The sequence below is a fragment of the Rathayibacter rhapontici genome, from assembly GCF_001995175.1.
Classification (GTDB): Bacteria; Actinomycetota; Actinomycetes; order Actinomycetales; family Microbacteriaceae; genus Rathayibacter.
Genome location: NZ_MUKN01000036.1, coordinates 15988 through 41391, shown reverse-complemented (window position 1 = coordinate 41391; position 25404 = coordinate 15988). Strand labels below are relative to the sequence as shown.

The window sequence follows — 25404 nt, the reverse complement described above, 5'->3', positions numbered from 1 at the left end:
AGTGCAGCGGTGGGTCGCGGCGGACGTCCCCATTACCGGACCGCTCGCGACCTGGCGCGGCTCCGAAGGCGACCGCACCACGTGGACCCAATCCACCGTCGCCGCGCAACCGAACGTCGCCGCAATCGAAGGAGCCCAAGCTGTCACATTCGACGGCGGCGACTTCATGGCGTCCACGTTCGTCCCCGGAGCGAGCTTCACCGCCTACTACGTGTTCCGCATCGACAGCATCGGTGCCGTGTCGCGAATCCTGTCGCACCTCGGCGGCATCGTCCTCGCAGTCAACAGCGAAGGCGTCCTCCGAATGGGCGGCTCCAACACCGGAATCTCCGGCGGAACCGTCATCCCGAGCCGCTGGTACGTCTTCGCGATCACCTTCACCGGCACCACCGCGACGATCAACTTCAACGACGCGCTCACCACCTCCACCGCACTCACCCGAGGCGCCAACCCCGGCTACTCCTCACTCGGAGCAGCCCCAGACGGAAGCACACCCCTGTTCGGTGCACTCCGAGACGTCATCTTCTACCCGACCGTGCACAACACCGCCGACCGGGAAAACATGGTCGCCGCACTCCGCTCCTGGTACACCGCCGCCTGACACACGAACGCCCCCTCGCTACTCCTCAGGGAGCGGCGAGGGGGCGTTCTTGTCGTTGACCGACGGACGGGGGCTCCCGCGGTCGTCAAGCTCGCAGATAGGATCGCGCGCATGACCGACGCGCTGCTGCACCAGTTCACTTCCCACATCGCAGGCAAAAACGCGAAGGTGAACATCTACGCCGACCGCATCGAATGGGAGAAGCCGCGCGGACTCTCGGGAGCCAAGCTGACCGCTGGCGTCGTGACCATGGGCATGTCGTTGGCGGCCACCGGCGTCGGCAAGAAGGGGTCCGCGTCCACCGAGATGATCCCCCTCCGCAGCGTCACCTCCGTGACCACCAAGCGCGACGGATTCCTCAACTCCATCGTTTCCGTACTCACCGGCGGCAACAGTATCGACTTCCGCGTCTCACACAAGGAAGCCGAAGAGGTCCGCGGAATCCTCAACCGGCTCCTGCTCGCCCTTTAGACTGGACGCAGGCCTAATGGCCGCAGAGGTCCGGGTTCGAGCCCCGGTCGCCGCAAGGCGAGAGCGCGAGAGGCAGCGCAGCGAAGGCCCCGACTCCAATAGGAGGGCGGGGCCTTTCGTGTTCATGCCCCGTAGAACTCGAACGTACGCGCGCACCCGTCGGAGCAGAACCCGTCACGACGCGCCCGGCGCAGGCCACATGCTGTGCATAGGCGGTGGAAGAACAGGCGACGGTACAGGGCGAACCACATGGCGGGAACGTTAGCACGTGTCTTTACGAATGTCTTTACGCGTGGGACACTTGGGGTATGCACCCTTTCCTCGTGATCAGCCTCAGCATCCTGCATTCTCATGCGCTCTCTGGTTGTTCACGCGCGCGGCGCTCGCGGTGCATCACTGGGCTCAGGTTGCTACAGATAGTGACGGAACCAAGCCAACCGAGGTTTCCGCAGAGATCGAAGCCGCGGTACGGCTGTTCGAAAGCACGGTCGAAGTGGACGCGCGCACCTGTAGCGAATCGAGCTCGTACGCCCGTTGGGATGCGCGTCGAAGGCTCATAGGGGAAATCCGGTTCGAAGCAGGCAAAGACAGGTTCGGACGAGGGGGAGACGCATGAGCAGTCAACAGAGCGTGAGGCGCTTCATGATCCGCCGACCCCCGGGGGACGCTTGGCGAAAGTGGTACCCGTGGGTCGTCTACGACCAGGATCTTCACACCGGGGAATTCTTCGGCGACCACGCGAGCGCCCTCCAACATGTCGCCGGTCGCCTCGCGGCAGAGGAGCGAGCCGGGTGTGACCGATGACCTCTGCGAACATGGACCGTGTGACCAAGACGCCCGTGTCGAACTTCCGCATCCCCCTGGATATCAAGCAGGCGGCGAAAGAGAAGGCTGAGCGCGAAGGCAAGGATCTAACGCGGGTCGTCGTCGACCTGCTCAGGGAGTACGCGAGAGAGGACAAGTCATGACGCTCGAGGAACGCATCGCCGCCATAGAAGCACGGCAACGGCTCTACAGCCAGCACGACCCAAGCTGCGCACTGCGGCCGTGGCATCAGGGCGACCAGCCACCGTCGCTCGCCTCGCGCTGCACCTGCTGGCTGGACCAGAGGGGCGACTGGTGAGAGAAGTCACGCAAGACGACATCGAACGCGCGTTGAAACGAATTCGCGCCGATCTTGGCGTGGACCGATACCAGATGCAGGCCGACACCGATTTCCGTAGCTACGACATCGGTGGCGACGTGGACGTCTTCGTGTCCGCGGAAGAGCTCATCCGATCGGTGCTCTCCTCCCTCGAGTGACCAAGGCGACCCATGCCGTTACGGCGACCTAGCCGGCCAGCAGCTCCCCGTACTGGATGGAATGACCAGCCGCCTCGCAAGCACGCGCCACGGCAGCAAGATCACCGTTGTACACCTCCCGGTTATCCATCCAGCCGATCATGTGCGCCGGCTCGGGAAGGTTGTCGACCACCGTCAAGATGCGCGCCTTCACGTCGCCTGACGCGCTCAACGCAACCTCGTCGTAGATCGCGGGGATGTCTATCTCAAGACCCTTGCTGTTCGCGATCGCAGTACCGACCTCGACCGTCGCATCCGAGAACGCCCCGCATGCAGCAGCGTTCGGGTCAGCCGTCGCTGTGGGCGTGGGCGTCTCGGGTGCAGCGTCCGGGGAGGATGAGCAACCCGCGAGGACGAGAGCGAGCACGAGCCAGGCAGTAGACGCTTCATGGCCATCAGCGGCTCAGGCTGCGGCGACGAGCGTTGAGGCCGACGATGAGGGACCAGACCCCGAGGCCGAGGAGAATGAGACCCGGGAAAGGGCCGCCCCCTTCGCTGCTCCCGAGCCCGTAGATGCCAGCGAAAAATCCCCATGCAATGAGGACCGCGCCGATCACAATGCGCGGGGTACCGGCGATCTTCTTCTCAGACATACGCGCGAGCCTACCGACTGGCGGGTGTCGGCGGTCACCCTCATCATCGGGTCATGGCGCACCACTGGACCCCCATGAGCATGGTCTCGAGATCCGTTCGACCCCGCGAATGGCGCATGGGCGACAAGAGGGAACACCTCGGGTGGATCAGGCTCGTGTACATCGACGGGAAACAGCGGTACGTGTGCGTCACGACAGACGAGATGGTCGTGTGTCAGGGGGAGACGCTGAAGGATGCGGCTGAAACGTTCCTGAAGTGGGCACAAGATGTCGGTAGTCGGCCGCACGATTGACCCATGCCCGACCTCGAGGTGCTCCACTTCGCACGCGACCATCGGGCGTGCGAGCAAACCGACGTCGAGATGCGACGCCTGTTCGGGAGCCCAGCGCGCTACTACCAGCGGCTCGGGCGGGCGATCGACGACCCTGACGTGCTCGAGAGTGACCCGCAGCTCGTGTACCGGCTGCGGAGGATCAGAGACGGACGGCGGGGGAGTCGGGCCGCGAGGACGCTAGAGCGCCTCTAGCTGTAGCGGCGGCTCGATGACGGGCAGAACGTGCCCCATCGCCTCCTCCATCGTGGCGCTCATCTGCCGGTGCGCGTCGGGAAGCAGATGACCGTAGGTGTCGACGGTGGTAGTGATCTTCTCATGCCCCAATCGCGCTTGGACGAACGGCAGTGGAGTCCCGGCGGCGATCTGCCATGACGCCTGGGTATGCCGCAAATCGTGAGGGTTGGGACGCTTCCCCAGCGTGGGCAAGCCAGCCGCAGCGCACCTCTCCGCATCGTTGGCAGCCGCCACCGCTCGATCCCAGATGCGCGTCTTGAAAGACCCATACCAGAGGCGTCCGCCGTTGTTGCGGCCCTGGAACAGGAACTCGTTCCCGGGGCCGTCGAGCGGCAGAGCGGCGATCATCGCGGGCCACAGACTGACGGTGCGCCGCGACTTCGGCGACTTCGGCGGGCCGATGACGTTGCCCTTCTTCCACGCCTTGTCAATGCGGACGGTCGGGGGAGTGGAGTCGAGGGTGACGTCTGAACGCAGAAGCGCGGTAGCTTCTCCCCACCGCGCCCCGGTGCCGGCGAGGAAGTTGACCAGCGGCTTGTAGTACTCGGGCACGAAGTGGAGCAGCGTGGCGAACTCCTGCCGCGACAGGAACGTGGCCTCGTACTTCCGTCCGCGCGTCAGCCGCGCCTTGTGCGCGGGGTTGTCGGCCATCAGCTTGTGTTCGACGGCGGCGCTGAGGATCGCGGACAGCAGCGAGTGGTAGTTCTTCACGGTCTTCGCGCTGATCGGCTGGCCCTTGGTGCGCCCCGACTCCTGCGACTCCTGCCACGCGATCCAGCGGCCCACGTCCGCCTTCGTGATCGCGTCCACGGGCAGCTCGCCCAGCACGGGCAGGAATGACTTCTCCGCGATCGACCGATAGCCGACACGCGTCCCGGGCTGGATGCCGGTGAGGATGCCGGACTCGAGATCCAGGTAGCGGCCGGTCCACTCTCGCAGCGAGGGCGCGTCGAGGTTCGTGTTGCGCGACCGGAGCACAGCCAAAGCCGACTCCGCGCCTACACGGTCAAGCAGCGCACCGAACGATCGTGCCGCCTTCTCCTCGGCGAACGTCTCCTGCTTCATTTTCGGCGGGGTGCCCATGCGGAACTGCACCCGCCATGAGGTGGTGCCGTCGCGGTTCCGGCGCGGGGTGACGCTAGCCATAGAGATCCTGCTTGCTGAACGCGCGCATATCAGCAACGGCCTGTTCGTAGCCCGCCCGGTACGCCTCATCTCGAAGGTCTACGTCCGCCTCGGGCGCGAGCTCGAAGAATGGCACGCCGAGCGCCCTAGCCAGCGCGGCAACGTCTGCCACGGACACGTCCTTCTTGTTGCCGCACTCGATATTCGCGATGACGCTCCGGGTGATCTTCGGCGGCAGCATGTCCGCGAGCTTCTGCGCGGACAGTCCCGCCGCGCGGCGCCTCATTGCGAGTCGGCTGGCTAACGTGTCTTCACTCATTGAGCGCCTCCCAGTCGCTCTTGGCGGTCGTCACGGTGCGCCGCATGATCTTCGGCTCACCCTGGGGAAGCTCGTCGTAAAAGATCGAGCCGGGCTTGAATGCACTGGCCCTGTAGCGGCGTTCGAGGATCATCCACTCCATGTCCACGAGCCTCAGACCCTCAGCGAAAGGCTTCGGGTCGCCCCAGAAGACGGCGTACTCCTCGTGGGTCCGCTCAGTAAGCATTGATCTGCCCCCGGCTGCACTCGAAGCTGTAGCTGTTGCTCGTCTTCCACAAGAGAACCTCCGCGCCGCGGTAAGCGATGTGGCTTCCGGCGTGCCCGACTGGCCCAACGCACGACAGCGATTTAGTCCGCGCACCGCAGTTGCTCGAATCCACGTTCAAATCATGGACGACACCACCGACATCCGCGATTGCGCGCAGGACGGTCCGGGCGAGGTACTCAGCGCTGCACCCAGCATCGTGGGCAAGATCGGAAACGTCCGACTGGCTGGCGACAAGCTCGTCGAGCGGTCTTCTTCTGGTGGTCACTTGCGGCTCCTCTGGTTGGAGTCCGCGGCTTAACTGTCGAGCGGGATGTAGGCACATCGTGTAGGCAAACCGAACACGAGGGGCTTACATCCCGCTCAATCACTGGGGTGAGTAACGGGGCTCGAACCCGCGACCTCCTAGACCACAACCAGGCGCTCTGCCAACTGAGCTATACCCACCAGGACGGTGTTCCGAGAGGGTGTCCCTCCCGAAGCAACTGTACGAGACTACTACATCCGCGAGGCGAACTCGTCCACGACGGCGGCCGACACGGCCTGGACATCGGCGGTCGACGGCCCCGGGGCGGCGACGAAGGCGGCCCTGCGGTAGTAGCGGAGCTCCCGGATGCTCTCGAGGATGTCGGCCAGGGCGCGGTGCCCGCCGTGCTTGGCGGGGGCGTTGAAGTAGATGCGGGGGTACCAGCGCCGCGCGAGCTCCTTGATGGAGGACACGTCGACGTTGCGGTAGTGCAGATGACCGTCGAGGCGGGGCATGAACTTCGCGAGGAAGGCGCGATCGGTGCCGATCGTGTTGCCGGCGAGGGGAGCGTGCTGCTCGCTGGGCACGTGCTTCAGCACGTACTCCAGGACCTGGTACTCGGCCTCGGCGACGCTCACACCCGACGGGATCTCCTCGAGGAGACCCGAGGTCTCATGCATCGTGCGGACGAAGTCGCCCATGTGCTCGAGCGCCGACGCGTCGGGCTTGATCACGATCGACAGGCCCTCGTCGAGGGGCTCGAGATCGAAGTCGGTGACGACGACGGCGATCTCGACGAGCTCGTCGACGGAGAGGTCGAGCCCCGTCATCTCGCAGTCGATCCACACAAGACGGTCGGGGGCGCTACTCATGCCGGGCAGTCTATCCGCGGCCGCCGACACGCCGCGGGCGGCCGGGCCGGCCTCGTACACTCGACTCCCGTGATGACCCTCGTCTGCTGGATGCTGATCGCCAACGCCGTCTGGAACGCGGTGGTCTGGCCGCCCTTCCTCCGTCGCGTGCGGAAGGACCCGCGGGCGCGCGATGCCAACGGTCGCGCGACGACCTTCCTCCGGGTGCACACGATCCTGATCGGGATCTCGCTGCTGCTGGCGGTCGTCTCGCTGATCGTCGGCGTGGTCGGGCTCGTCCAGGGCTGACCGCCTCGCGTCGGCTCCGCGTCGTTCCCGACCCTTCGTCGGAGGCCCGGTACTCTGGGGGACGGACGCCCCCGTAGCTCAGCGGATAGAGCAGGAGCCTTCTAATCTGATGGGTCGGTGTTCGGCGGGACGGGCGACCCTTCGCCGGTCATGAGCCAGTACTTGTCGACCTGGGTCCGCAGGACGATGCGGTTGATCTGCGCGTTGTAGTTGCGCGGCTGCGATCCCGCCTCCCACCCGGACCAGAGGTTCTGAGAGATTCCGCACTCGCGCTCGGCCTCTTTGACGTTCCAGCCCATGCGCCAGCGGACGAGGGCCAGGCGCGCGCCGAGAGACGCGGTGTCGGGGATCCATGCGTGAGCAAGAGTCGTCGTGGTCATGGGGAGACTCTATCCATATCCGCGCAAACCGCGCAACATGCGACGAGTCGTGAAAATCACTGCGCGTAAAGTTTGTATTTCACGACTCGGCGCGTATGGTCCTACCCATGACCGACGCAACCGTGAATATCACGACAAGGAAGCTCGCCGAGGCGATCCCCGTCGATCCCTCCACCGTGCGACGTTGGGTCGAGAAGGGCCTGCTCATCCCGACGGCGGTGACGCCGGGCGGACACTTCCGTTTCGACCTCGCTGAGGCAAAGCGCCAGCTGGGCATGAGCCCGAGCGCGTCCGAGGCGGCGCACACCGCCAGCGGCTCGGCGCTGCAGCCCACTGGACCCGCAGCAAACAGATTAGAAGGCTCCTTCTCTGCCTCTACGGCGCTCGCCGAGAGCGGGGCTGCCTGATGAGCGTCCCCGCTCCCGCGGTACTTCGAGTTGCAGACGGCCAGTTGTGGATCGACGGCTTGTCAGCCGAAGCCGGCAGCCCCGCGAGCTCAGAAGACCTCGCGACCTCCCGAGATCACTCCATCCGATCCGTCAGCGTCGGTGATCTTCGTCTCGATCTGAGTGACGGCACGGTCAAGGACGGCAACGGTGTTAGCCACGGTCTCGACGAGGTCGAGGACCGTCTTATTCGCCTTCGGAATCCAGGCGGTGAGGTTGAACTGGGTGTTGCCGCCCTTGCCGTCGGGCTCCCAAGCGGCGGACATCTTGGCGGTGCCCTCGCGCAGCTTGTCGATCTGGTTACGCAGCTCAGCGACCTCGTTACGCAGCTCTCCCATGAGACTTCCCCTTCGGTTGACGGGCAGGTGCTCGTTACACCGGCTTCCGTCGCTTCGACCGTAGGGGATCCCGCCGACACGGTCACCCGTCTCGGCGAGGGCGCCGAGCCGGCTCCCCCCGCCGGCTCGGCGTCTCCCTAGCTCTTCACTCTCTCGCTGCCCTTCGGGGCGCTCATCGTCGCGCCTCGGCGCGGGAAGGACTCGATCATGTTCGAGCTCGTGCAGTGGTTCGGCGGCATCGTCGCCGTCCTCCTGATGCTCTCCTCTGGTGGTGCGCGATGACGTGGCACATGCCGGCGATCGTCGCTCTCGTCCTGGTTGCCCTCGCCCTGACCGTGGCGAAGGTAGCGGTCGGCTCCTTCGTCTTCGATGGCGTGTCGGTCCTGATCGTCGTGCTGATCGTCCTCGCGGGAGTCGCTGGTCTCCTCTCGCTCGTGAAGCCGGAGGCGGCATCGTGCTGACGCCGTTCGGGGAAAAGCCCGCGCCGACGGTGCGGGAGATGATCGAGCTCGAGGCGTTCTGGCCGGACCGCTCTCGGCGGATGCGCGTCGACGGCGAGCTGCTGACGCACGACGAGGTCATCCGCAACCGGTGGGGTCTCTCGGAGACCCGCTACCGCCAGCTGCTGTTCCACGCTCTCGGGTACCGGATGCAGGAGTGCCTCGACGTGAACGCCGAGGTCACGTACCGGCTGCTCGCGGTCGCGGCGCGGCAGAAGAACGCGCGAGCGACGCGCACGGTCGCGGGGCTGCGCTGATGGCCGCCGAGATGTGCGCCCGTGAGGGCTGCTCGCGCCCGGTGCTCGCCCGCGGCCTCTGCGACTCCGACTACGAGACGGCGCGCAAACGGGGCGATTTCCTGGGTCTGGGGCGGCCGCGTCGTGCGCCCGGCTTCGTCTGCCCGCCGGAGCACCCGCATGGGGCGACGGGCGCGTGCTACAGGAACCACCGCTGCACCTGCGACGGCTGCTATCGGGCACGCTCGGCGGCCGCTCGGCAGTATCGGCTCGACCGGTTCTACGGCCGGCCGCGCAGCCTCGTGGATCCGCGTGGCATGCATCGCCGGATCCAGGCGCTGCACGCCGCGGGCTGGTCGTTCCGGGAGCTCGACCGCCGCATCGGCTTCCCTCGCGGCAAGACCGCGTTCCTGCTGACCGAGAAGTCCGTCATGCCCGCGACCTTCGAGAAGGTCCGCGAGGTGTTCGCGGAGCTCGAGCTGCGCGAGCCGCCGTCGTCGACCGCGCACGAGCGCGGTGCGATCGCCGGCGCCCGGAAGCGAGCGGCCGCTGAGGGCTGGGCTCCGCCGCTGGCCTGGGACGACATCGACGCCGACGACGCGCCCGCGGTCTCGGGCGGGCCGGTCGAGATCGACGAGGTCATCGTGCAGAACCTCGTCGACGGCTACCGCGAACCGGGAGCGAGCTACGCCGAGCGCCGGGAGGCCATCGCGACGCTGAACGGTCGCGGCCTCAGCGACGCCGAGATCGCCGAGCACCTGGGACTAACCCGCGCCGCCGTGAACAAGGTCCGCGAACGGGCTGCCATCTCCGCCGCCGTCGGTGCTGACAGGGAACGGATCGTCGCATGAGTGGGCAAGAGGGCCTCGAGGCGCTCGAGCGTAGGGTCATCGCCGCCATCTATGACGCCTCGGTGAGCCGCGCATCAGTCGAGTTCGACTGGCCCGAGTGCCACAAGCGCGCGTGTCAGGGGCGGCACGGTTCGGTCGAAAGCGCGTTCACGACGATCCAGATCCGCATCGCCGAAGCCGTCCGCTCCGAGCTCCGTTACCGGTCGACCACTCAGCCTGACGTGGCTGAGGACGGCGACTCGCCGGAGATGGCCGCTGCGATGACGCTCGCCACGCTTCTGGGCCGCTACACCTCGGGTACGACCGGCCGCGCGGGAACGTACCTCGGAGCAGCCCGGCTGATGCTCGAGGCGTACCCCGATCTCGTCTCAGTCTTCGCCGCGGCGCCCGGAGAGGTGGCGTCATGACGCGCTCGCCGATCTTCGCCGACGCGCTCGACCGCTGGAAGGAGATGCGCGCCGACTTCGAGCTGTTCCTCGAGAACGCCTACGAGCGCGCTGAGACCGCGTGCAACGGGCGGTTGCTGAACGACCGCGGCCGCCGCGCCGGGGTCGACGCCTACTCGCTCTTCTACGGCACGGCGGTGCGCGCTCGCGCGTATGCCTCGCCCGAGCTGGTCGAGCACTGGGCGAAGTACCCGCGGATGACGGTCGCGGAGTACGAGCGGCAGTGGCCGCTCCCGGAGCGTTCGGAGGAGGCCGCATGACGCCCGCGCACCCGAAGCCCGCGCCGCGCCCGAAGTCGCGGCCGGAGCCGGTCCCGATCGGGGTGCAGCTCGCCGTCGAGGCGCGGTCAGGCGGCATGTGCGAAGGCTGCGGCCTCCACCGTGCAACCGAGAAGCACCACCGCAAGTTCCGCTCGCGCGGCGGCGAGGACACGGTCGAGAACCTCCTCGACCTCTGCGGGTCCGGCAACCACTCCGGATGCCACGGCGCAGCGCACGGAGCCCGGCCGGCGCCGGAGCGCTGCGAGGCGATCGGCTGGGAGGTCCGCACGGACGAGGACCCCCTCGACGTCCCGGTCCCCTACCGCGGCCGGCTCGTCCACCTGACGGCCGACGGCTACACCATCACCCCCGAGCAGTACGAGAAGGAGAGGGCCGCATGAACGCCCCCGAGCTGGCCATGACCTACGCGGTCTGGTGGCCCGAGCACGGCGTGCTCAAGGTTGGCCGCGCGGCGAAGCAGTCGCGCATCCGCCGCTTCGCCGAGGCGGGCGCGCAGGTGCTGATGCTGCTGCGCGGAACCCCGGACCTGTGGGAGGCGGCCGCGCTGGCCGAGCTCGACGCGACCTTCGATCGCGCGTACTCCTCGCGCATCGAGGCCGCCGTGGTGCTGGGGAAGACGGGCGGCTACACGGAGTGCTTCCGCGTGAAGGCCGCGGAGGTGGCGGAGGCGGTGCGCACGATCATCAGAGGGATTCGACGGTATGTCCATGACGAAGCGCCGGATCTTGCATCCGGAACTGTGGCGGCACGAGCTGCTGATCGAGCTGCCGACGGAGGTGTTCACGACGGCGGTCGGTCTGCACATGTACGCGGACGACGAGGGCCGGGAGTCGGCGAATCCGGGCCTGATCCGGTCGGCGCTGTGGCCGAATCGGCCGGCGATCACGGACTCGACGATCGACGAGCACCTTCTGCTCCTCGACGAGATCGGGGTGATCGCGATCTACGCGACGGATCCGCGACGGACGTGCTTCGCGATCGGGGAGACCTGGTGCAAGCAGAACAACCCGACGCCGTCGCGGTTCCCGCCGCCGCCTGCCGGCTCGTTCCGTACGGGCTACGGATCCGATCCGGATTCCGTACCGGTAGAGGAGGGAGGGGGAGAGGAGGGCGAGCAGTGGGTGCCCGCCGAGGGAGCCCCGTCCGGACCCGATCCGGAGGGCATGCCACCGTCCCCGTTCTGCAAGGCGCACCCGTCAGGCACCGAACGACCATGCCGGAACTGCGGGACTGCACGCCTCCGCGCCCGCCGCTGGTACGAGCAGCAGATCTACTCCGAGGAGAGCTGAGCTGATGCACACGGGCTTCACCTACGCGCTCCCCGACGACCAGACCGTCTCGCTGTACCTCCCGCCGGGCATCGTCCCGCCGTCGTACATCCCGGTGCAGCGCCTCGGCCAGGTCGAGCAGGCGCTCCGGATCTCCGACCGGGACCTGACGTGCGAGAACGCGGCCGGCGACAAGCACGGCGCCCGCGGATGCACGGACACCGACTGCCACCGCCGCGAGCTCGGGAAGTGCCAGTGCGGCCGCCACCCGGGCGAGCTGCCCTTCCGCCGCGCTGCGGCCCCGACCACGAACAGAGAGACCACGCGATGAAGATCCTGACGGCGCTGCGGCGCCTCATCACTCGGCGAGTCGAGACGCGCACGCTCGTCTCGCTCGACCTCGCCGAGAACTGCGGCCACTGGACCGCCTGGATGGTCGAGATGGACGGCGAGGACGACCGCGACCCGGCGCTCGAGATGTCTGAGGAGCAGTGGGCGCAGCACCACCCCCTCGACGTCTACGACGACCTCGCCCTGTGCGACCTGAGCCAGCAGGGCGAGGTCGTCGAGTACCGCTGCCCCCGGGACGGCGAGTGGCACGACGCCTCGGACCTGCGGACCTGCGAAGAGCTCGCGGCCCGTCGACCGGCGAAGGCGGCGCGCTGATGGCCGGCGAGACGATCATCACCGTCGTCGGCAACCTCACCGCCGACCCCGAGCTGCGGTACACGCAGAGCGGCCTCGCCGTGGCGAACTTCACGATCGCCTCGACGCCGCGCACCTTCGACCGACAGAAGAACGAGTGGGTGGACGGCGAGCCGCTGTTCCTCCGGGCGAGCGTCTGGCGCGAGTTCGCGGAGCACGTCGCCGGCTCGCTGACGAAGGGCGTGCGCGTCATCGCGACGGGCCGCCTCAAGCAGCGCCGCTACGAGACGGAGGGCGGCGAGAAGCGCACGTCGACCGAGCTCGAGATCGACGAGATCGGCCCTTCGCTCCGCTACGCGACCGCACAGGTCACGAAGGCTTCGGGTGGCGGCGCTGGCGGCGGCCGCGGGCAGGTCGGCGGCGGTCAGGGCGCGAGTCAGGGTGGCGGCTTCGGCGGCAACTCGGGCGGCGCTCGCGGTGGCCAGGCCGAGGAGCCGTGGGCGCCGAGCGCTCCCGCTCCGGGCGACGTCTGGTCGACGCCGGGCTCCTACAACGACGAGACGCCGTTCTGATGCGGTGCGCGTGGTGCGGGGAGCCGGCGACCGGGATCGCGATGGAGATAGGTGACACGCAGACGAACCCGTCGTGCGGCGCCCTGCTGCACGGCATCCACTTCCGAGCGGAGGACTCGTGACGAAGCAGCAGGAGCTCGAGACGGCGCTCGCCGCGGAGGCGGCCGACGAGGGGGCCCCCGCTTGCATCCGTGGGTGCGTGCGGCGGGGGACTGAGCACGATGACGTCCCGGAGCTGCTGGGTGCTCGGCATGGCCGCTTCTGCGATCGGTGCTTCTTCGGAACGCAGTCCACGCTCCGCCTGATGCCCGTGCTCGCGGGTCACATCGCGGCGCTGGTGGGGGTGAAGGGCGGCGACGTCGACTCCGAGGTGCGCGGCGGGAAGGAGGCGCCGCTGCCGTTCAACGCGCAGGCCTTCGATGACCTGAACGGCCTGTACGAGTCGGTGGTGCAGTTCGCTGGCCTGTTCGCTGCTCGCCTGCGGGTGCAGCGCCCGGAGGCGGCTCTGCGGGCGTGGCGGACGTCGACGGGCCGGGTGAAGGGCCTGCCGGGGGATGCGTCGTCGTGGCTGGCTCGTCGCGAGGTGGCGGTGATGACGGCCTGGCTCGATCAGCATCTCGAGCGCGTGTTCGTGTCGGCACGGAACGACGAGTACGTCGACGTGATCTCGTACTTCGTCGATGAGGTCCGCGACTTCCGCCGGCTGGCGGCGCGGTGGCCGCTCGAGATGCGCGCGGCGTACTCCCGGCTCCCGCACTCAGACGGGGTGACGTGCTGCTGGCCGCGCCGCATCGCGATCATCCCGGCGCCGGGCGAGGGCGAGTCGAGGCACATCCGGTGCGACGGGTGCGGGCACCTGTGGACGGAGGACGAGTACGCGGCCGCGGTACTCGCCTACGAGGCGGAGTTGCGCGCGCTGGCGCGCCCGTCACGAGTGAAGCGGCACCTGGTCAGCAAGTACACGGAAGAGACGGGGACGGTATGAGCACGAGGAAGCGCACGGCGGAGGAGTGGCCGCGGATGAAGGTCCGCGGGGGCCGGCGGCGGCATGGGCACCGCGACGTCGGGAAGGCGCTCGACGAGATGTCGGCGGCCCTCGTGTGGGTGCAGGAGTGCCTCGGCCTGTTCGTCGACGAGTGGCAGCGGCATGTGATGGGGGCGGTGCTCGCGTTCGAGCGGAGCGCGGAGGAGGCGCAGGCGACGCGCGATCTCGGCGACGAGCTCGGCCTGAGCCCCGCTGTGGTCGCCGACGTGATCACGCGGACCCTGCAGCAGAGCCGGTCGGATCCGACGGACTGGGCGATCGCCCGTGAAGAGCTCTCGGCGCTCGCGAGGTGCGCTCGTGAGGCGCGTGCTGGTGGTCCTCGGCGTGCTCGCGGCCGCCGCGGTGGCGCTGCAGGTGTCGCAGGGCGACCCCGGCGTGCTCCGCTCGGCGTCGGTCCGGGTGGCGAATGCTGCTCTGCGCACGGTGGGGAGGACTCGGTGAGCGGCGTCGAGATCGTCAAGGTGGGCACGGAGTGGTCGCACCTGCACATCTCCGGCCCGGCTGAGCGCGAGGTGCAGGACTGGGATCTCGAGATGGCGATCGATGCGGCGCAGGCGGAGGCCGACGGGCCGGCTCTCGAGGTCGCCGTCGGCGGGTCGATGGTCGGGGCTCCGGTGGTCGACCTGATCGCGTACGGCCGTCTCCTCGCCGCGCATCACCCGGCGGGCTCGGAGGAGCGCGAGCTCCTCGCCGCCCTCGCTGAGGCCCTGGACGTCCGGCGGCCGGAGCGGGTCCTCGTGCAGATGGGCTGCCTGCAGTTGGCGGAGCGGAGAGCCCGGGAGCGGGTCGTCGTGCTCGAGCGCAAGCTCACCGAGGCACTGCGCCTCGTCCCCACCCCCGAACCCACGGCGCTCGCCGCGGGACAGAACACGATCGGAGACGACGATGCCCGAACCCCGTAGCAGCAACATCCCGGGGGTCTGGTTCATCAGGCGCCCGCTCGGCGAGTTCGTGGGGGCGGTCGCCGCGCGACGCGAGCGTGCGCCCTTCATCGATCCCGCTGAGTTGGCAGCCCGGATCACGGCCTACGGGATCACCCCGGCGATGTGCGAGAAGGCGAGAGAGGACGGCGACCTCATCGTCATCCTCGTCCGCGGCCCGCTCCCGTCGACGAGCGCAGAGCTGCAGGACCTGTACCTCGCGAAGTTGGCCGGCTACGCCGCCTGACCGCCGGACCGTGCTCGACCGAACCACCGACCTCACGGCGCTCGCCGCGGGTCAGAACCGATAGGAGATCACCATGACCACCACCGCCCAGCGCATCGACCACGTCCACCCGGGCCTCTCGGAGGCGATCCGCGCCGAGGCCCGCCGGCAGCTGCACTCGGAGGGCACGACGGACGGCCTGCTCGAGCAGCTCCGCACGGATCCGATCTCGACGGCCCGGCCGACGTTCATGCGTCACCTCAGGAAGTTCCTCGCCGAGGTGTCCGCGGAGTTCGCGGCCACTCGTGCTCTGGTGGCGGCCGCGATCGCCGGCTATCCGGAGAGCACGTGGAAGACGCCCATCTGGTCCGAGAACGCGATCGCTCAGGTCGCCGCTCGCGCCGCCGCCCGCGTCGCGAAGTAGGGGGGCCCGCCCGTGCCCACCCGCACCAGCATCACCCGCACCCTCCGACGCGTCCGACCCCGGTCCCGCTCGCGCGTCACCCCACTCGCGAAGGCCGAGCCGGCCGTCGACCTGTTGCACTCGCTCATCGGCCAGGTCGTCCGCGTACGTGGCATCAACCCCGGCCCGAGCTACCTCGCGGGACTCGTCACCGGACCCGAGAAGCCAGTCGACATCACCGGCCGCATCAACGGCGTGCGAGGCGATGGCATCGACCGAGTCGCGGTCGGCTTCGTGATCGGCGGCTTCTACACCTACCGCATCGACACCATCGAGGTCATCGAAGCGCCGGCCGCCGCAGACATCGTCGTCGCCCACACCAACCCGTACCTCGCCCTGTAGGAGCCCACCATGCCCAGAACTCGAAGCCGTGCCGCGTCCGCTGCCGGCGCCACCATCGCTGTCGTCATCATCACTCTCGCCGGGGTGCTCGTGTCGAGCGTCCTCGTCCTCGGGATCGTGTCCGTGTGGCGCCTGATCGCGGGGGTGTGACGTGAGCCCCGGCGTCTCCTACGCGCTCGGCGTCGCCACCATCCCTGCCCTGGCGGTGATCGTCGGGCTCTGCATCGTCATCCGCGAGGCCGCGCAGCCGAGTGGCGTGGCGCGTGGTCATTGCGACTGGTGCCGCGAGCTCGGAATCCGTTCCCGCGATCTCGACGGCAGCCAGTCGAACTTCGTCGACGTGATGCACGAGGCCCGGCACGACCTGATAGCGCGCCTGCACGCACGGCACCGCGACTTGTGGGAAGAGCGCTACCAGACCCGCCCCAGCCTCCGCGGGCCTCGCTGGGAGTCGGCGCGACGCAAGTACGGCCGACCGAACCGATCAACCAGACCCCCGGCGCCTGCCGCCGACCGATAGGAGCACGACATGGAGTCAGGACCGACGAACGTCCGGCACCTGCACACTGAGGCGCCGTCCGCGCCGTCCGCGTCGCCCGAGCCGACCCTCGCCGAGCGGAACGCGGTCGCCTTCCGCGCGGATCCCGTCTTGGCCTTCGGCTACGGCATCGAGTTCGGCCACGGCGACCCCACCCCCGTCCCGAAGCCGACTCGGCGGACGCGGATCCGCCGCCAAGTCCGGGAGGCGCGTGCTCGTCTCCGCGAGGCGTGGTCGATCATCCGTCACGGAGAGGACTACTGGCGATGACCCGAAGCGACGACGACCGCACCGTGTACGGCTACGGCGTCGAGGAGCCCCCCTGCGCCGGCGGCGAGCCGCTGGTCATCCGCGGCCGCGAGAACCGCCTCACGGACACGCAGACCGCCGGCGCGATGCTCCTGATCGGACTGCTCACCGACACGGACGAAGACGACGACGAACACGACCAGACGGCGCTCGCCGCAGACACGAAGGAGGGACACCGTGCCTGATGTCACGCCCCAAGAGCCCGTCGAGCAGGCCGAGATTATCGACGGTCCTGCCGTCGAGATCCAGCACATCAAGTTCGGCACGGTGCGTCGCTGGTTGGTGGTGCATCACGAGGGGAAGGTTCTGATGCTGTGGGGGCCCGAGGGCGAGTTTTCGATGCCCGGCGCCCCGCAGGACGTTGCAGCCGCGTTATTGCGCCACTACGAGTCGCTAGGGGGCCGCATCGATCGGTCGATGCATCCGAGGGACGCCGCCGCCGCTGAAGAGTCGCCGGCTCCCTAAAGGGTCCCGGGGACGCCGCGTCGCACGACGGCCTCGACGACCTCCTGCTTCCACACGTACCCGAGGCCGGACTCTTCTGAGACCCGACCAGCGTAGATACCGATGAACTGGCGCTGGGTGCCGTCGCCTTCTGGATCGACGAAGCCCATGAGCATCCGGTGGCCGGTCGTCGTGTCCTGGACTGGCGTGCCGCCCGCGGGGACGTAGGCGTAGACGGGTGACCCCGAGAGACCCTTCCTGGTGTTGCTATCAACGAGGAAGATCGGCCGGTCGAAGTAGTTGAGTTCCATTTCGGTCGCGATTGTGCCCTGGATCCAGATGGCAGCGGCGGGGGCGCCTCCGGTGAGGCCGAGCGGGTAGCCGACGATGAAGACGGTTCTCGCGACCGAGACGACCAAGCGGAGCTGGGGAGGACCGAGAACGAGTGGATCGATATTGACCGGTGAGAGGAGCAACCCATCGGGGATGGGGATCGGGAAAGCGACGACATCAGCGTCGCCACCGAGCTCAGGGTGTTCGAGCCAGCGCGGCTCGAAATTGTCCAAGAGCAGGTATGTCGCGATCGTCCTCTCGTTCACTCCCTTGCGAAGGAAGGTCACCTGCACCCGGTCGGGTCGTCGACCGCGCGCGTCGAGTACCTCGCCGGTGAACGCATGCCTTCCACGGAGGACGTGCCGGTTGGTGATGAGGTTGTAATGGCCCGCGTGTTCAACCAGGAACCCGGATCCGGTGCCGATTTGCTCGTCCCCCGCCCACAGCGTGAGAGGGAGGGTGGCGGTCGTCAGCGGGTCGACGCGGATAATCTTGACCAAGGGGACCTCTCCATCTAGGCGCGAGCGTTGCGCCTGGCGATCATCCCACCAGGGCGCGGTCGGCGGGAGCGCCTAGATCCTGGCCGCCGTCATCCTGGCCGAGTCGGCTTGACTTTCACTCGATCACGAAATGTGTATGATGGCCACAGGCCGACACGTGTAGGAAGCGAAAGTGTCGAGCGGAAGGCGCCTCCCCGGCAACCGGGTCGAGGCGCCTTCGTCGTTCTCGGGGAGGCGCGCGTGGCTGCTGGGATCCCGGGCCGCACCACAGCAGCGCACCGCAAGAACCGCGCCGACCTCAAGCAGAAGACGCGCGAGCACAACCTGCCGTGCGCGCTGTGCGGGGAGCCGATCGACACGACGCTCGACTGGCGCGACCCGCAGTCCTTCGCGTACGACCACAAGAAGTCGCGCATCGCCTACCCCGAGCTCGCCGACGACCCCGCGAACGGGCAGCCCAGCCACGCACGCTGCAACAAGAACAAGGGTGCCGGCGACCAGCGTCCCGGCCTCGGAGATCCATCGGAGGTCTGGTAGGCATGTCCGCAACGCTCATCACCACGCAGCACGTGCAGCGCGCCAACGCCGTGGCGATCGCTGACCTGCTCGCCAGCATCGCCGGCGTCACCCTCAGCCTCCGCCCTCTCGTGCAGTTCGCCGACCAGCCGATCGAGATCGAGACCTTCGCGAACGGCGGCGCCTTCCTCCACGCGACGCTCGCCATCGAGCTCGACGCCGACCAGCTCGCGAGCATCAAGCAGCTCACCGAGATCGACGAGGACTCCTCTGCACCGTCCCGCCCGCAGCAGCCCGCGTTCGACCACGACCACCGCCCGGTCCAGCACCGCGACGCCAAGCCGCCGTGGTGCCCCGTCTGCAAGCTCACCGCCGAATTCCGCGTCCCGCACGCGCACTTCGACGCCGCCCGCGAGGGTAGGGCCTCGAAAATCTCTGGCTGAATCGCACGACGACTTCCACCGGCAGTGATCTGTCCCCCCCGAGCAGTGCTGTCCCCCCTGTCCCGTGTCCCCCCACCTCTGGGAGGTGGTCTCCATGCCTCTCACCCCTGACGAGAAGCGGCTGCGCGAGCGAGAGAAAAAGGCCAGGCAGCGAGCTAGATCCCGCGAGTCCGGACACGTCGCTCCGGTCACCGACATGCACACGCCTCGCCCTGCGCGAGGGGGGACATCCGGGGGGACACGAGGGGGGACACCTGCTGTCCCCCCTGTCCCGCCTCCGCCGGTCGCGGGGGAGCGCCCTGCCGCGCTCGCCGGGTCCAACGAGGCCGCGGCGATCAAGGCGATCGCGGCGCTCGAGGTGCCCGACGCGATGGGCTTCCTGGCCGATCTCGTCATGACGCTGGCGCGCGACCTCGACGGCGCGGAGAACGTGCCGCAGCGCGCGAACCTCGCGTCTCGCTACGTCGAGATGATGACCAAGCTCGCCGAGGCGTCGAAGACCAAGGAGGTCAGCAAGCTCGACACGCTGCGCACGCAGTTCTGGAACGGAGGTTCACAGAGTGGCGGGAGCAGGAAGCGGGAGGCGTAGCGCGAAGCCGGTCCTCGGGCACGAGGTGCCGCGCGTCTTCACGCCGCCGCGGCGCAAGCTGACCGAGAAGACCTCGGCCGGCTTCGCCGCGATCCGCTTCTCCGAGTGGCTGCACGACGAGGTCGCCGGAACGAAGTTCGAGCCGCTCGTGCCTCCGCTGCTGCCTTGGGAGCGCTGGTTCCTGATCCACGCGCTCGAGCTCAACCCGGACGGCTCCTACCGGTTCAAGCTCGTACTGCTCTGGGTCGCGCGCCAGAACGGGAAGACCTTCGTCGCCGCGCTGATGATCCTCTTCCGCATGTTCATGGACGGCGACGCGCAGGTCATCGGCGTCGCTCAGAAGCTCGCGACCGCGAAGAAGCCGTGGGAGCAGGCGAAGAAGATCATCCGCGCGGTCGCCGAGCTGCGCGCCGAGTACACGCGCGAGTCGAACACGAACGGCGAGCTGTGGTTCGAGCTCGCGGGGGAGCAGCGCTACTGGGTCGACTCCGCGGACAACGGCGGCCGCGGCCTCACCTTCGACTTCGTCTTCGTCGACGAGATCCTCAAGCACAAGACCTTCTCGGCCTGGTCGGCGCTGTCGAAGACCACGAACGCCCGCCGGCGCGCGCAGATCCTCGCTGCAGCGAACACCGGGTACCTCGACGCCGTCGTGCAGCGCCACCTGCACAAGCAGGCGATGGAGGCGATCGAAGCCGGCGACAAGACGACTGCGACCGGCCTGTTCTGGTGGTCCCCTCCGAAGGGTGCGCCGGCAGACGCTCCGGAAACCTGGGCGTACGGGAACCCGTCGCTCGGACACACGATCCACGTCGACAGCCTGGCCGCCTCCTACAGCTACGACCCCGCGTCCGTGTTCCTCGCAGAGGTGATGAACGTCTTCCCCGACGACGCGACCGGGGGGCCCTTCCACGAGGGAACGTGGGCGCGACAGCGTGACCCGCTCTCCAAGCGCGCCGACCCGAAGACTCCGGTGTACCTCTGCGTCGAGGTCTCCCACAACCTCGAGTGGACGCACATCGCCTTCGCTGCAGAGCGCGAGGACGGCGACGCGCACGTCGGCGTGATGAAGTCCCGCCCGGGCACCGACTGGCTCGTGCCGTGGCTGAGCTCGCCCGACCGCAAGTTCCCGATCGGCGGCATCACGCTACAGAGCCGCGGCGCGCCTGCGTCCTCGCTGATCCCCGAACTCGAGGCCGCGGGCTTCGAGCTCACCGAGTGGCAGGGCCCTGACCTCGGCATCGGCACCGGCATGCTCCTCAACGCCGTGCACAACGGCAAAGCGTGGCATCGCGACCAGCCCGTCCTCGACGTCGCTGCAGGCTCGGCCGTGGTGAAGAAGCTCGGCGACGTCTACGTCCCCGACCGCGTCAACTCGCCCGGCGACGCTTCGCCACTCATGGGCGTCATCGGTGCTCACTGGCTCATGCGAGCTCACCCGACCGCCGGCCCATCTGTCTACGAGGAGCGCGGCCTGATCGCGCTCTGACCTGCGAGGAGCACCCCATGGCACACCCCGACCGGCTGATCCGAAACCAGCTGCGCTCGAGCATCGTCGTCACCCTCCTCAGCGAGGAGACGTTCGACGGGGTCCTCGTCGACGCCGACGACACGCATGTGATCCTCGCGAACGCTTTCGCGCTCGTCCCCAACGGCGACCGGGTCCCCGTCGAGGGCCGCCTCTGGCTGCCCCGCCTCGGCATCGCTACATGCAGCAGACGAAGTGACGAGGAGGCCCGAGTGATCATCTCCAACGGCGCCCTCGTCTCCGTGCCCGGGTCGGCCCTCGGCGACCTGACCCCGATGTTCAACCAGGGCAGCTACTACGCCAGCGGCGCCGGCCTCGGCCAGATGACCGCCTTCGGGAAGATCTACAGCGAGCAGCTCTGGGTCGGGATCGTCGTGCGCAAGCTGGCCATGGCGACCGCTCGCAACCCCTTCGACGTGAAGCGCCAGCTCGAAGGCACCGAGCAGGAGCCCGAGGCCGGCAATCTCTCCGCGCTGCTCGCGTCGCCGAACGAGCACATGTCCGGATTCGATCTGTGGGAGTGGACGTCGTCGACGTACGACATCTACGGCGAGGCGTTCTGGCTCAAGCTGCGCGGCACCGACGGACGCGTGCGCGAGCTGCACCCGGTCCACCCGACGAACATCACCGCGCACCGCAACGAGCGCGGCGAGCTGATCTACCGGTACGGGTCCGCGGTGAACGCGTCCGGTCAGCCGATCGAGTGGCCGGCCGCCGACGTCGTCGTGTTCAAGAACTACAACCCCGACAACATCCGGCGCGGCCTCTCGAACCTCGAGGGCCTGCGCATGACGCTCCTCAACGAGGACGCGTCCCGCCGAGCGAACGCCGCCTGGTGGCGCAACGGCGCCCGCCCCTCGCTCGTGCTCAAGCACCCCAAGAACCTTTCCGACGCCGCGGTCACCCGCCTGCGCAAGCAGATCGAGGGCGACCTCTCCGGCGCCGACAACATGGGCCGCGTGCTCGTCGTCGAGGAGGCGATGGAGCCGACCACAGTGCAGCTCTCCGCCGAGGAGATGCAGTACATCGAGGGCCGCAAGCTCAACCGCGAGGAGGTGTGCTCGGCCTACGACGTCCCGCCGCCGGTCGTGCACATCCTCGACAAGGCGACCTTCTCGAACATCACCGAGCAGCTGCGCTCGATGTACCGCGACACCATGGCGCCGCGGTTCGAGAAGTTCGAGTCGGTCGTCGACAGCCAGCTCGTCCCCGACTTCTACCCCGACCGTGACGTCTTCACGAAGTTCAACATGGACGAGGTCCTCCGCGGCGACTTCGAGACGCGCGCCACCGCCGTCACCAGCCTCATCCAGACCGGCGTCGTGAAGCCGTCGGAGGCGCGGCCGATGTTCGGCCTGCCCCGCGCGGGCGACGAGGCCGACCAGCTGTTCGCGAACGCCGCGCTCCTGCCCCTCTCGGCTGTCGCGGCGCAGCAGGCTCGCCAGCCCGGCGGCCAGCAGGTCGCGACGGACGGGACCCTGATCCCCACTCCGGTGCAGCGCGCCATCGAGCACACCCGCGAGGCCCGATCGGCCGCCGGGCGCCGCGGCCGCGTCAAGGCGAAGAAGAACGCGGCGCGCGACAAGCTCGTGACCGAGCACGTCGAGCAGCTCGAGATCTTCTTCGAGACCCAGCGCGACTCGGTCGTCTCGGCGGCCTCGTCGAAGGCGTCCGGCGTCTTCGAGCCGGCCGACTGGGACGAGGCGCTCGCCGAGATTCTCGGCTCGCTGTCCACGGCGACCGCGAAGGTCGCCGGTGGCGCCACCGCCGCGTCTCTCGGCGCGACCTACGACCCGAGCACCGTGCAGGGTTGGATCGACTCCGACGCCACGGACTCCGCGAAGCGCATCAACCGCACGACGGCCGACCAGATCGACGCCGCACTCGACAGCCTCGAGGACGACGACGACCCGGCCGACACGCTCGGCCGGCTCTTCGATGAGGGGCAGACGTCGACACGCGCGACCGAGATCGCGACCTCGCGCGTCGCCAGCGTCATGGGCTTCGCGGCGATCGTCGCCGGGCAGCAGGCGGGGCAGCAGCTCGACAAGCAGGTCACGAAGACCTGGAACACCGAGTCCGGGAACCCCCGCTCGGCTCACGCCGCGATGGACGGCGAGACCGTCGGCATCGACGAGCTGTTCTCGAACGGCATGAACGCACCCGGCGATCCCGCGGGCGGCGCGGACGAGGTCGCCGGCTGCATGTGCGGCATCACCATCAACGTCACCTGAGGAGCCTCATGAACGTCATCCGCAAGGACGCCACGATCACCAACACCGGACCGGACGACGCGTTCCCCGGCGAGTTCGAGGTGATCCTCTCCGCGCCCACCCTCGACCGCGACGGCGACACCCTCCTCCCCGGAGAGTGGAAGCAGCCGCTGCCCGAGCACATCACCTTCGACCAGGACCACGGCATGTCCGTCGCGACCACGGTCGGATCCGGGAAGCCGGAGCTCGACAAGGAGACGGGCAACCTCATCGTGCGCGGCACCTACAGCTCGCTCGCCCGCGCGCAGGAGGTCCGCACCCTCGTCAACGAGCAGCACATCCGCACCACCTCCGTCGCGTTCATGTCGACGAAGGAGGGCAAGGGGCCCGACGCCAAGTCCACCCGCGAGCTGCTCAACGGCGCCTTCGTCGCCGTGCCGTCCAACCGCGAGGCGCTCGTGCTGACGTCGAAGTCGATCGCGGTGAAGGCCGGCGCGCGCAACAGCGCGGCCGACTCCGAGCTCATCCAGGCGATCCTCGACGCCGCTCTCGCGCTCGGCGCCGCCAAGCCAGAGGGCAAGGCTTTCGGGCACCGCGAGACGAAGAGCATCGCAGGCAGCCTCGAGGCGATCCAGGACCGCGCCCGCGCCGCGCTGCGCGCCGCCTACCCCGGCTCGTGGGCATGGCTGCGCGGCACGATCCCGGCCGGCGACGGCGCGGGCGAGCTCGTCTTCGAGTCCGAGGACCGAGACACCTACGAGACCCAGCTCTGGCGACAGAGCTACACCGACGACGGCACGACGATCACCCTCACCGGTGAGCGCACGGCCGCGGGCGTGACGGAAGTCCTCACGCCGGACCCTGAGGAATCAGAGGCGAAAGCATCCCCCGACGGAGAACAGAAGGCCCCCGCCGCCGGCTCGACCGAGCCCGCCGCCGGCGCCTCCTCGGACTCCTCCGGCGATGAAGCCGAGTACCTCGCCACCAAGGCCGCCAGCATCCGCGCGCGGCTCGCACTCGCCACCATCACCACTCCGGAGGAGTAACCCATGACCAAGCTGAAGGACGCCCAGGACAAGGTCCGCGAGCTCTCCCAGAAGGCGCTCGCCGTCGCCGAGAACACCGACGGCACCTACAAGTCGTTCGCGGACCAGAAGGCCGCGCTCGACCCGCTCGAGGCGGACATCAAGAAGTGGACCACCGAGGTCCAGGAGCTCGAGTACATCGACGGCGCCCGCAAGCGCTTCGCCGGTGCCGGCGGCTCGCTCGACGACGCCAGCTCCGAGGACCGCAAGTCCGCGGTCGCCGAGTCGATCGGCCACCAGTTCGTGAACTCCCAGGGCTACAAGAACCTGATGGAGCGCGGGCTCAAGGGCAACTGGTCGACCGACGACGTCGAGGTGAAGGCGCCCCTGCTGCAGGGCACCGCCGGCGCCCCGGCCGGCGGCTACCAGGTCACCAACCAGCCCGCCGTCCAGGCCGGTGTCGTCGAGCAGCGCTTCCGCACGCTCACGATCTCCGACCTGTTCCCGGGCGGCACGACCACCTCGCCGCTGATCCGCTACCTCGTCGAGTCCGTCGTCACCAACGGCGCGGCCGCCGTCGCCGAGGGCGGCGTGAAGCCCGAGTCGGCCCTCGCGTTCACCAAGGTCGACGAGTCCTGCACAAGATCGCGACCTTCCTGCCCATCTCCGACGAGATGCTCGAGGACTGGGCGCAGGCGCGCTCGTACATCGACGCCCGCCTGATCCTGTTCGTCAAGCTCGCCGAGGAGGCGCAGCTGCTCTCCGGCGACGGCACCGGCGCGAACCTCGTCGGCCTGCTCAACCGCCCCGGCCTCGCGACCCCCATCGCCCGCGGTGCGGCGCCGTCGGCCGCGGACGACAACGCGATGGACGCGATCTACCGCCAGATCACGCGCATCCGCACCACGCAGTTCCTCGAGCCCGACGCGGTCGTCATCGACCCGCTCGGCTGGGAGGGCATCGCCCTCTCGAAGAACGCGCAGGGCGCGTACTACTCGCAGGGCCCGTTCGTCACCGAGGCGACCCCCTCGCTCTGGGGCAAGCGCGTCGTCAGCACCCCCGCGATCGCGTCGAACAGCGCGCTCGTCGGCGCCTTCGCGCAGGGCGGCCAGATCTTCCGGAAGGGCGGCATCACCGTCGAGGCGAGCAACTCGCACGCCGACTACTTCCAGAAGAACCTCACCGCGCTCCGCGCCGAGGAGCGCCTCGCCCTCGCGGTCTACCGTCCGGGCGCATTCGGCCTGGTCACCGCCCTCAACGGCTGACCTCGCCACCCACGGGGCGCCGGCCACTCGCCGCGCCCCACCCCTCACACC

46 protein-coding genes and 1 tRNA gene are annotated in these 25404 nt (G+C 68.6%); 36 read left to right on the top strand and 11 right to left on the bottom strand.

The window, feature by feature from the left end; all coding sequences use genetic code 11:
- The 5 genes from B0T42_RS12550 to B0T42_RS19580 form a co-directional block, all read left to right on the top strand.
- On the top strand, positions 1-601 hold a 601-nt coding region (locus tag B0T42_RS12550), incomplete at its 5' end, for a LamG domain-containing protein (RefSeq protein ID WP_236720264.1).
- A 111-nt stretch (positions 602-712) separates the two neighbouring features.
- Positions 713-1072, top strand: coding sequence for a hypothetical protein (locus B0T42_RS12545; RefSeq protein ID WP_077223444.1), 360 nt, complete (start codon positions 713-715; stop codon positions 1070-1072).
- An 824-nt stretch (positions 1073-1896) separates the two neighbouring features.
- Complete coding sequence (locus B0T42_RS20090) at positions 1897-2040, top strand: hypothetical protein (protein WP_158078121.1); 144 nt, start codon at positions 1897-1899, stop codon at positions 2038-2040.
- Positions 2037-2195, top strand: a complete 159-nt coding sequence (locus B0T42_RS20085) for a hypothetical protein (protein WP_158078120.1) — start codon at positions 2037-2039, stop codon at positions 2193-2195. The genes B0T42_RS20090 and B0T42_RS20085 overlap by 4 nt, the downstream gene beginning before the upstream one ends.
- On the top strand, positions 2192-2374 hold the full coding sequence (locus tag B0T42_RS19580) for a hypothetical protein (RefSeq protein WP_139344507.1): 183 nt from the start codon (positions 2192-2194) through the stop codon (positions 2372-2374). Before B0T42_RS20085 ends, B0T42_RS19580 begins: the two co-directional genes overlap by 4 nt.
- Before the next feature lie 28 nt (positions 2375-2402).
- Here the strand turns inward: B0T42_RS19580 and B0T42_RS12535 are convergent, their stop codons facing one another.
- Together B0T42_RS12535 and B0T42_RS12530 are read right to left on the bottom strand one after the other, a co-directional pair.
- On the bottom strand, positions 2403-2780 hold the full coding sequence (locus B0T42_RS12535; protein WP_077223442.1) for a hypothetical protein: 378 nt from the start codon (positions 2778-2780) through the stop codon (positions 2403-2405).
- Between the two features lie 28 nt (positions 2781-2808).
- Positions 2809-3006 (bottom strand): hypothetical protein, encoded by a 198-nt coding sequence (locus B0T42_RS12530; RefSeq protein ID WP_077223441.1) that lies wholly within the window; start codon positions 3004-3006, stop codon positions 2809-2811.
- Between the two features lie 296 nt (positions 3007-3302).
- Here B0T42_RS12530 and B0T42_RS12525 point away from each other — a divergent pair, with 296 nt between their 5' ends.
- Positions 3303-3533 (top strand): DUF3263 domain-containing protein, encoded by a 231-nt coding sequence (locus B0T42_RS12525; protein ID WP_077223440.1) that lies wholly within the window; start codon positions 3303-3305, stop codon positions 3531-3533.
- Here the strand turns inward: B0T42_RS12525 and B0T42_RS12520 are convergent.
- The 6 genes from B0T42_RS12520 to orn form a co-directional block, all read right to left on the bottom strand.
- Positions 3519-4721 (bottom strand): tyrosine-type recombinase/integrase, encoded by a 1203-nt coding sequence (locus B0T42_RS12520; RefSeq protein WP_158078119.1) that lies wholly within the window; start codon positions 4719-4721, stop codon positions 3519-3521. The two genes, B0T42_RS12525 and B0T42_RS12520, sit on opposite strands and share 15 nt — an antisense overlap.
- The gene (locus B0T42_RS12515) at positions 4714-5019 is read right to left on the bottom strand and encodes a helix-turn-helix domain-containing protein (RefSeq protein ID WP_077223438.1); all 306 of its coding nucleotides are present in this window, start codon (positions 5017-5019) and stop codon (positions 4714-4716) included. The genes B0T42_RS12520 and B0T42_RS12515 overlap by 8 nt, the downstream gene beginning before the upstream one ends.
- Entirely contained in the window at positions 5012-5161 is a 150-nt protein-coding gene (locus tag B0T42_RS20080; protein ID WP_158078118.1) for a hypothetical protein, read from the bottom strand. The genes B0T42_RS12515 and B0T42_RS20080 overlap by 8 nt, the downstream gene beginning before the upstream one ends.
- Before the next feature lie 73 nt (positions 5162-5234).
- Positions 5235-5552 carry a hypothetical protein gene (locus tag B0T42_RS19575; protein WP_139344506.1) on the bottom strand — a complete coding sequence of 106 codons (318 nt, stop codon included), beginning with the start codon at positions 5550-5552 and terminating at the stop codon, positions 5235-5237.
- Between the two features lie 103 nt (positions 5553-5655).
- Positions 5656-5731: transfer RNA gene (locus tag B0T42_RS12505), tRNA-His, on the bottom strand.
- 51 nt (positions 5732-5782) lie between these two features.
- Positions 5783-6403, bottom strand: coding sequence for an oligoribonuclease (orn, locus tag B0T42_RS12500; protein WP_077223447.1), 621 nt, complete (start codon positions 6401-6403; stop codon positions 5783-5785).
- A 72-nt stretch (positions 6404-6475) separates the two neighbouring features.
- Here orn and B0T42_RS12495 point away from each other — a divergent pair, with 72 nt between their 5' ends.
- Complete coding sequence (locus B0T42_RS12495; protein WP_077223436.1) at positions 6476-6691, top strand: SCO4848 family membrane protein; 216 nt, start codon at positions 6476-6478, stop codon at positions 6689-6691.
- Between the two features lie 101 nt (positions 6692-6792).
- On the opposite strand, the gene B0T42_RS12490 is transcribed toward B0T42_RS12495, so the two are convergent.
- The gene (locus B0T42_RS12490) at positions 6793-7071 is read right to left on the bottom strand and encodes a helix-turn-helix domain-containing protein (protein ID WP_077223435.1); all 279 of its coding nucleotides are present in this window, start codon (positions 7069-7071) and stop codon (positions 6793-6795) included.
- A gap of 107 nt (positions 7072-7178) precedes the next feature.
- On the opposite strand from B0T42_RS12490, the gene B0T42_RS20690 reads away from it, so the two are divergent.
- Positions 7179-7478: a MerR family transcriptional regulator gene (locus B0T42_RS20690; RefSeq protein WP_201788536.1), complete on the top strand. Its 300-nt coding sequence runs from the start codon at positions 7179-7181 to the stop codon at positions 7476-7478.
- A gap of 89 nt (positions 7479-7567) precedes the next feature.
- Here B0T42_RS20690 and B0T42_RS12480 read toward each other — a convergent pair whose 3' ends face one another.
- A complete protein-coding gene (locus tag B0T42_RS12480) occupies positions 7568-7855 on the bottom strand; it encodes a hypothetical protein (protein WP_077223433.1) in 288 nt (95 codons plus the stop codon).
- Between the two features lie 278 nt (positions 7856-8133).
- Here B0T42_RS12480 and B0T42_RS19570 point away from each other — a divergent pair, with 278 nt between their 5' ends.
- The 20 genes from B0T42_RS19570 to B0T42_RS12390 all read left to right on the top strand — a co-directional run bounded on the left by B0T42_RS19570 (position 8134) and on the right by B0T42_RS12390 (position 16962).
- Positions 8134-8316, top strand: a complete 183-nt coding sequence (locus B0T42_RS19570) for a hypothetical protein (RefSeq protein WP_139344504.1) — start codon at positions 8134-8136, stop codon at positions 8314-8316.
- 38 nt (positions 8317-8354) lie between these two features.
- A complete protein-coding gene (locus B0T42_RS12475; RefSeq protein WP_139344503.1) occupies positions 8355-8612 on the top strand; it encodes a hypothetical protein in 258 nt (85 codons plus the stop codon).
- 296 nt (positions 8613-8908) lie between these two features.
- Positions 8909-9442 carry a response regulator transcription factor gene (locus tag B0T42_RS12470; RefSeq protein WP_077223431.1) on the top strand — a complete coding sequence of 178 codons (534 nt, stop codon included), beginning with the start codon at positions 8909-8911 and terminating at the stop codon, positions 9440-9442.
- On the top strand, positions 9439-9849 hold the full coding sequence (locus B0T42_RS12465; protein ID WP_077223430.1) for a hypothetical protein: 411 nt from the start codon (positions 9439-9441) through the stop codon (positions 9847-9849). Before B0T42_RS12470 ends, B0T42_RS12465 begins: the two co-directional genes overlap by 4 nt.
- Positions 9846-10148: a hypothetical protein gene (locus B0T42_RS12460; protein ID WP_077223429.1), complete on the top strand. Its 303-nt coding sequence runs from the start codon at positions 9846-9848 to the stop codon at positions 10146-10148. Before B0T42_RS12465 ends, B0T42_RS12460 begins: the two co-directional genes overlap by 4 nt.
- Positions 10145-10549, top strand: a complete 405-nt coding sequence (locus B0T42_RS12455; protein ID WP_139344502.1) for an HNH endonuclease — start codon at positions 10145-10147, stop codon at positions 10547-10549. The genes B0T42_RS12460 and B0T42_RS12455 overlap by 4 nt, the downstream gene beginning before the upstream one ends.
- Positions 10550-10876: 327 nt before the next feature.
- Complete coding sequence (locus B0T42_RS12450; protein ID WP_139344501.1) at positions 10877-11458, top strand: hypothetical protein; 582 nt, start codon at positions 10877-10879, stop codon at positions 11456-11458.
- Between the two features lie 4 nt (positions 11459-11462).
- The gene (locus B0T42_RS12445) at positions 11463-11768 is read left to right on the top strand and encodes a hypothetical protein (RefSeq protein WP_077223426.1); all 306 of its coding nucleotides are present in this window, start codon (positions 11463-11465) and stop codon (positions 11766-11768) included.
- Positions 11765-12103, top strand: a complete 339-nt coding sequence (locus tag B0T42_RS12440; protein WP_077223425.1) for a hypothetical protein — start codon at positions 11765-11767, stop codon at positions 12101-12103. Before B0T42_RS12445 ends, B0T42_RS12440 begins: the two co-directional genes overlap by 4 nt.
- A complete protein-coding gene (locus B0T42_RS12435; protein WP_077223424.1) occupies positions 12103-12654 on the top strand; it encodes a single-stranded DNA-binding protein in 552 nt (183 codons plus the stop codon). Before B0T42_RS12440 ends, B0T42_RS12435 begins: the two co-directional genes overlap by 1 nt.
- Positions 12655-12772: 118 nt before the next feature.
- A complete protein-coding gene (locus tag B0T42_RS12430) occupies positions 12773-13639 on the top strand; it encodes a hypothetical protein (protein ID WP_077223423.1) in 867 nt (288 codons plus the stop codon).
- Positions 13636-14601, top strand: coding sequence for a hypothetical protein (locus B0T42_RS12425; protein ID WP_077223422.1), 966 nt, complete (start codon positions 13636-13638; stop codon positions 14599-14601). The genes B0T42_RS12430 and B0T42_RS12425 overlap by 4 nt, the downstream gene beginning before the upstream one ends.
- Positions 14585-14866 (top strand): hypothetical protein, encoded by a 282-nt coding sequence (locus B0T42_RS12420; protein ID WP_077223421.1) that lies wholly within the window; start codon positions 14585-14587, stop codon positions 14864-14866. Before B0T42_RS12425 ends, B0T42_RS12420 begins: the two co-directional genes overlap by 17 nt.
- Positions 14867-14939: 73 nt before the next feature.
- A complete protein-coding gene (locus B0T42_RS12415; RefSeq protein ID WP_077223420.1) occupies positions 14940-15269 on the top strand; it encodes a hypothetical protein in 330 nt (109 codons plus the stop codon).
- Positions 15270-15281: 12 nt separating this feature from the next.
- Positions 15282-15650 (top strand): hypothetical protein, encoded by a 369-nt coding sequence (locus B0T42_RS12410; RefSeq protein ID WP_077223419.1) that lies wholly within the window; start codon positions 15282-15284, stop codon positions 15648-15650.
- A 9-nt stretch (positions 15651-15659) separates the two neighbouring features.
- The gene (locus B0T42_RS20075; RefSeq protein WP_158078117.1) at positions 15660-15800 is read left to right on the top strand and encodes a hypothetical protein; all 141 of its coding nucleotides are present in this window, start codon (positions 15660-15662) and stop codon (positions 15798-15800) included.
- 1 nt (position 15801) lies between these two features.
- Positions 15802-16170: a hypothetical protein gene (locus B0T42_RS12405; RefSeq protein WP_077223418.1), complete on the top strand. Its 369-nt coding sequence runs from the start codon at positions 15802-15804 to the stop codon at positions 16168-16170.
- A 9-nt stretch (positions 16171-16179) separates the two neighbouring features.
- Positions 16180-16458 carry a hypothetical protein gene (locus tag B0T42_RS12400; RefSeq protein WP_077223417.1) on the top strand — a complete coding sequence of 93 codons (279 nt, stop codon included), beginning with the start codon at positions 16180-16182 and terminating at the stop codon, positions 16456-16458.
- Entirely contained in the window at positions 16455-16682 is a 228-nt protein-coding gene (locus B0T42_RS12395) for a hypothetical protein (RefSeq protein WP_077223416.1), read from the top strand. Before B0T42_RS12400 ends, B0T42_RS12395 begins: the two co-directional genes overlap by 4 nt.
- On the top strand, positions 16675-16962 hold the full coding sequence (locus B0T42_RS12390; RefSeq protein WP_077223415.1) for a hypothetical protein: 288 nt from the start codon (positions 16675-16677) through the stop codon (positions 16960-16962). The genes B0T42_RS12395 and B0T42_RS12390 overlap by 8 nt, the downstream gene beginning before the upstream one ends.
- Here B0T42_RS12390 and B0T42_RS12385 read toward each other — a convergent pair.
- A complete protein-coding gene (locus B0T42_RS12385; protein WP_077223414.1) occupies positions 16959-17774 on the bottom strand; it encodes a trypsin-like peptidase domain-containing protein in 816 nt (271 codons plus the stop codon). The two genes, B0T42_RS12390 and B0T42_RS12385, sit on opposite strands and share 4 nt — an antisense overlap.
- A gap of 240 nt (positions 17775-18014) precedes the next feature.
- On the opposite strand from B0T42_RS12385, the gene B0T42_RS20070 reads away from it, so the two are divergent.
- The 8 genes from B0T42_RS20070 (at position 18015) to B0T42_RS22010 (ending at position 25353) form a co-directional block, all read left to right on the top strand.
- Positions 18015-18311: an HNH endonuclease gene (locus B0T42_RS20070; RefSeq protein WP_083741869.1), complete on the top strand. Its 297-nt coding sequence runs from the start codon at positions 18015-18017 to the stop codon at positions 18309-18311.
- 2 nt (positions 18312-18313) lie between these two features.
- The gene (locus B0T42_RS12375) at positions 18314-18733 is read left to right on the top strand and encodes a hypothetical protein (RefSeq protein WP_077223412.1); all 420 of its coding nucleotides are present in this window, start codon (positions 18314-18316) and stop codon (positions 18731-18733) included.
- Positions 18734-18827: 94 nt separating this feature from the next.
- Entirely contained in the window at positions 18828-19322 is a 495-nt protein-coding gene (locus B0T42_RS20065; protein ID WP_158078116.1) for a hypothetical protein, read from the top strand.
- A complete protein-coding gene (locus B0T42_RS12365; RefSeq protein ID WP_139344500.1) occupies positions 19294-20811 on the top strand; it encodes a terminase large subunit domain-containing protein in 1518 nt (505 codons plus the stop codon). Before B0T42_RS20065 ends, B0T42_RS12365 begins: the two co-directional genes overlap by 29 nt.
- Before the next feature lie 17 nt (positions 20812-20828).
- The gene (locus B0T42_RS12360) at positions 20829-23084 is read left to right on the top strand and encodes a phage portal protein (protein WP_077223409.1); all 2256 of its coding nucleotides are present in this window, start codon (positions 20829-20831) and stop codon (positions 23082-23084) included.
- A gap of 8 nt (positions 23085-23092) precedes the next feature.
- Positions 23093-24109: a hypothetical protein gene (locus B0T42_RS12355; RefSeq protein ID WP_077223408.1), complete on the top strand. Its 1017-nt coding sequence runs from the start codon at positions 23093-23095 to the stop codon at positions 24107-24109.
- Positions 24110-24112: 3 nt separating this feature from the next.
- Positions 24113-24811: a phage major capsid protein gene (locus tag B0T42_RS22015; protein WP_077223407.1), complete on the top strand. Its 699-nt coding sequence runs from the start codon at positions 24113-24115 to the stop codon at positions 24809-24811.
- Entirely contained in the window at positions 24763-25353 is a 591-nt protein-coding gene (locus B0T42_RS22010) for a phage major capsid protein (RefSeq protein WP_077223406.1), read from the top strand. Before B0T42_RS22015 ends, B0T42_RS22010 begins: the two co-directional genes overlap by 49 nt.
- The last annotated feature ends 51 nt before the right edge of the window (positions 25354-25404 follow it).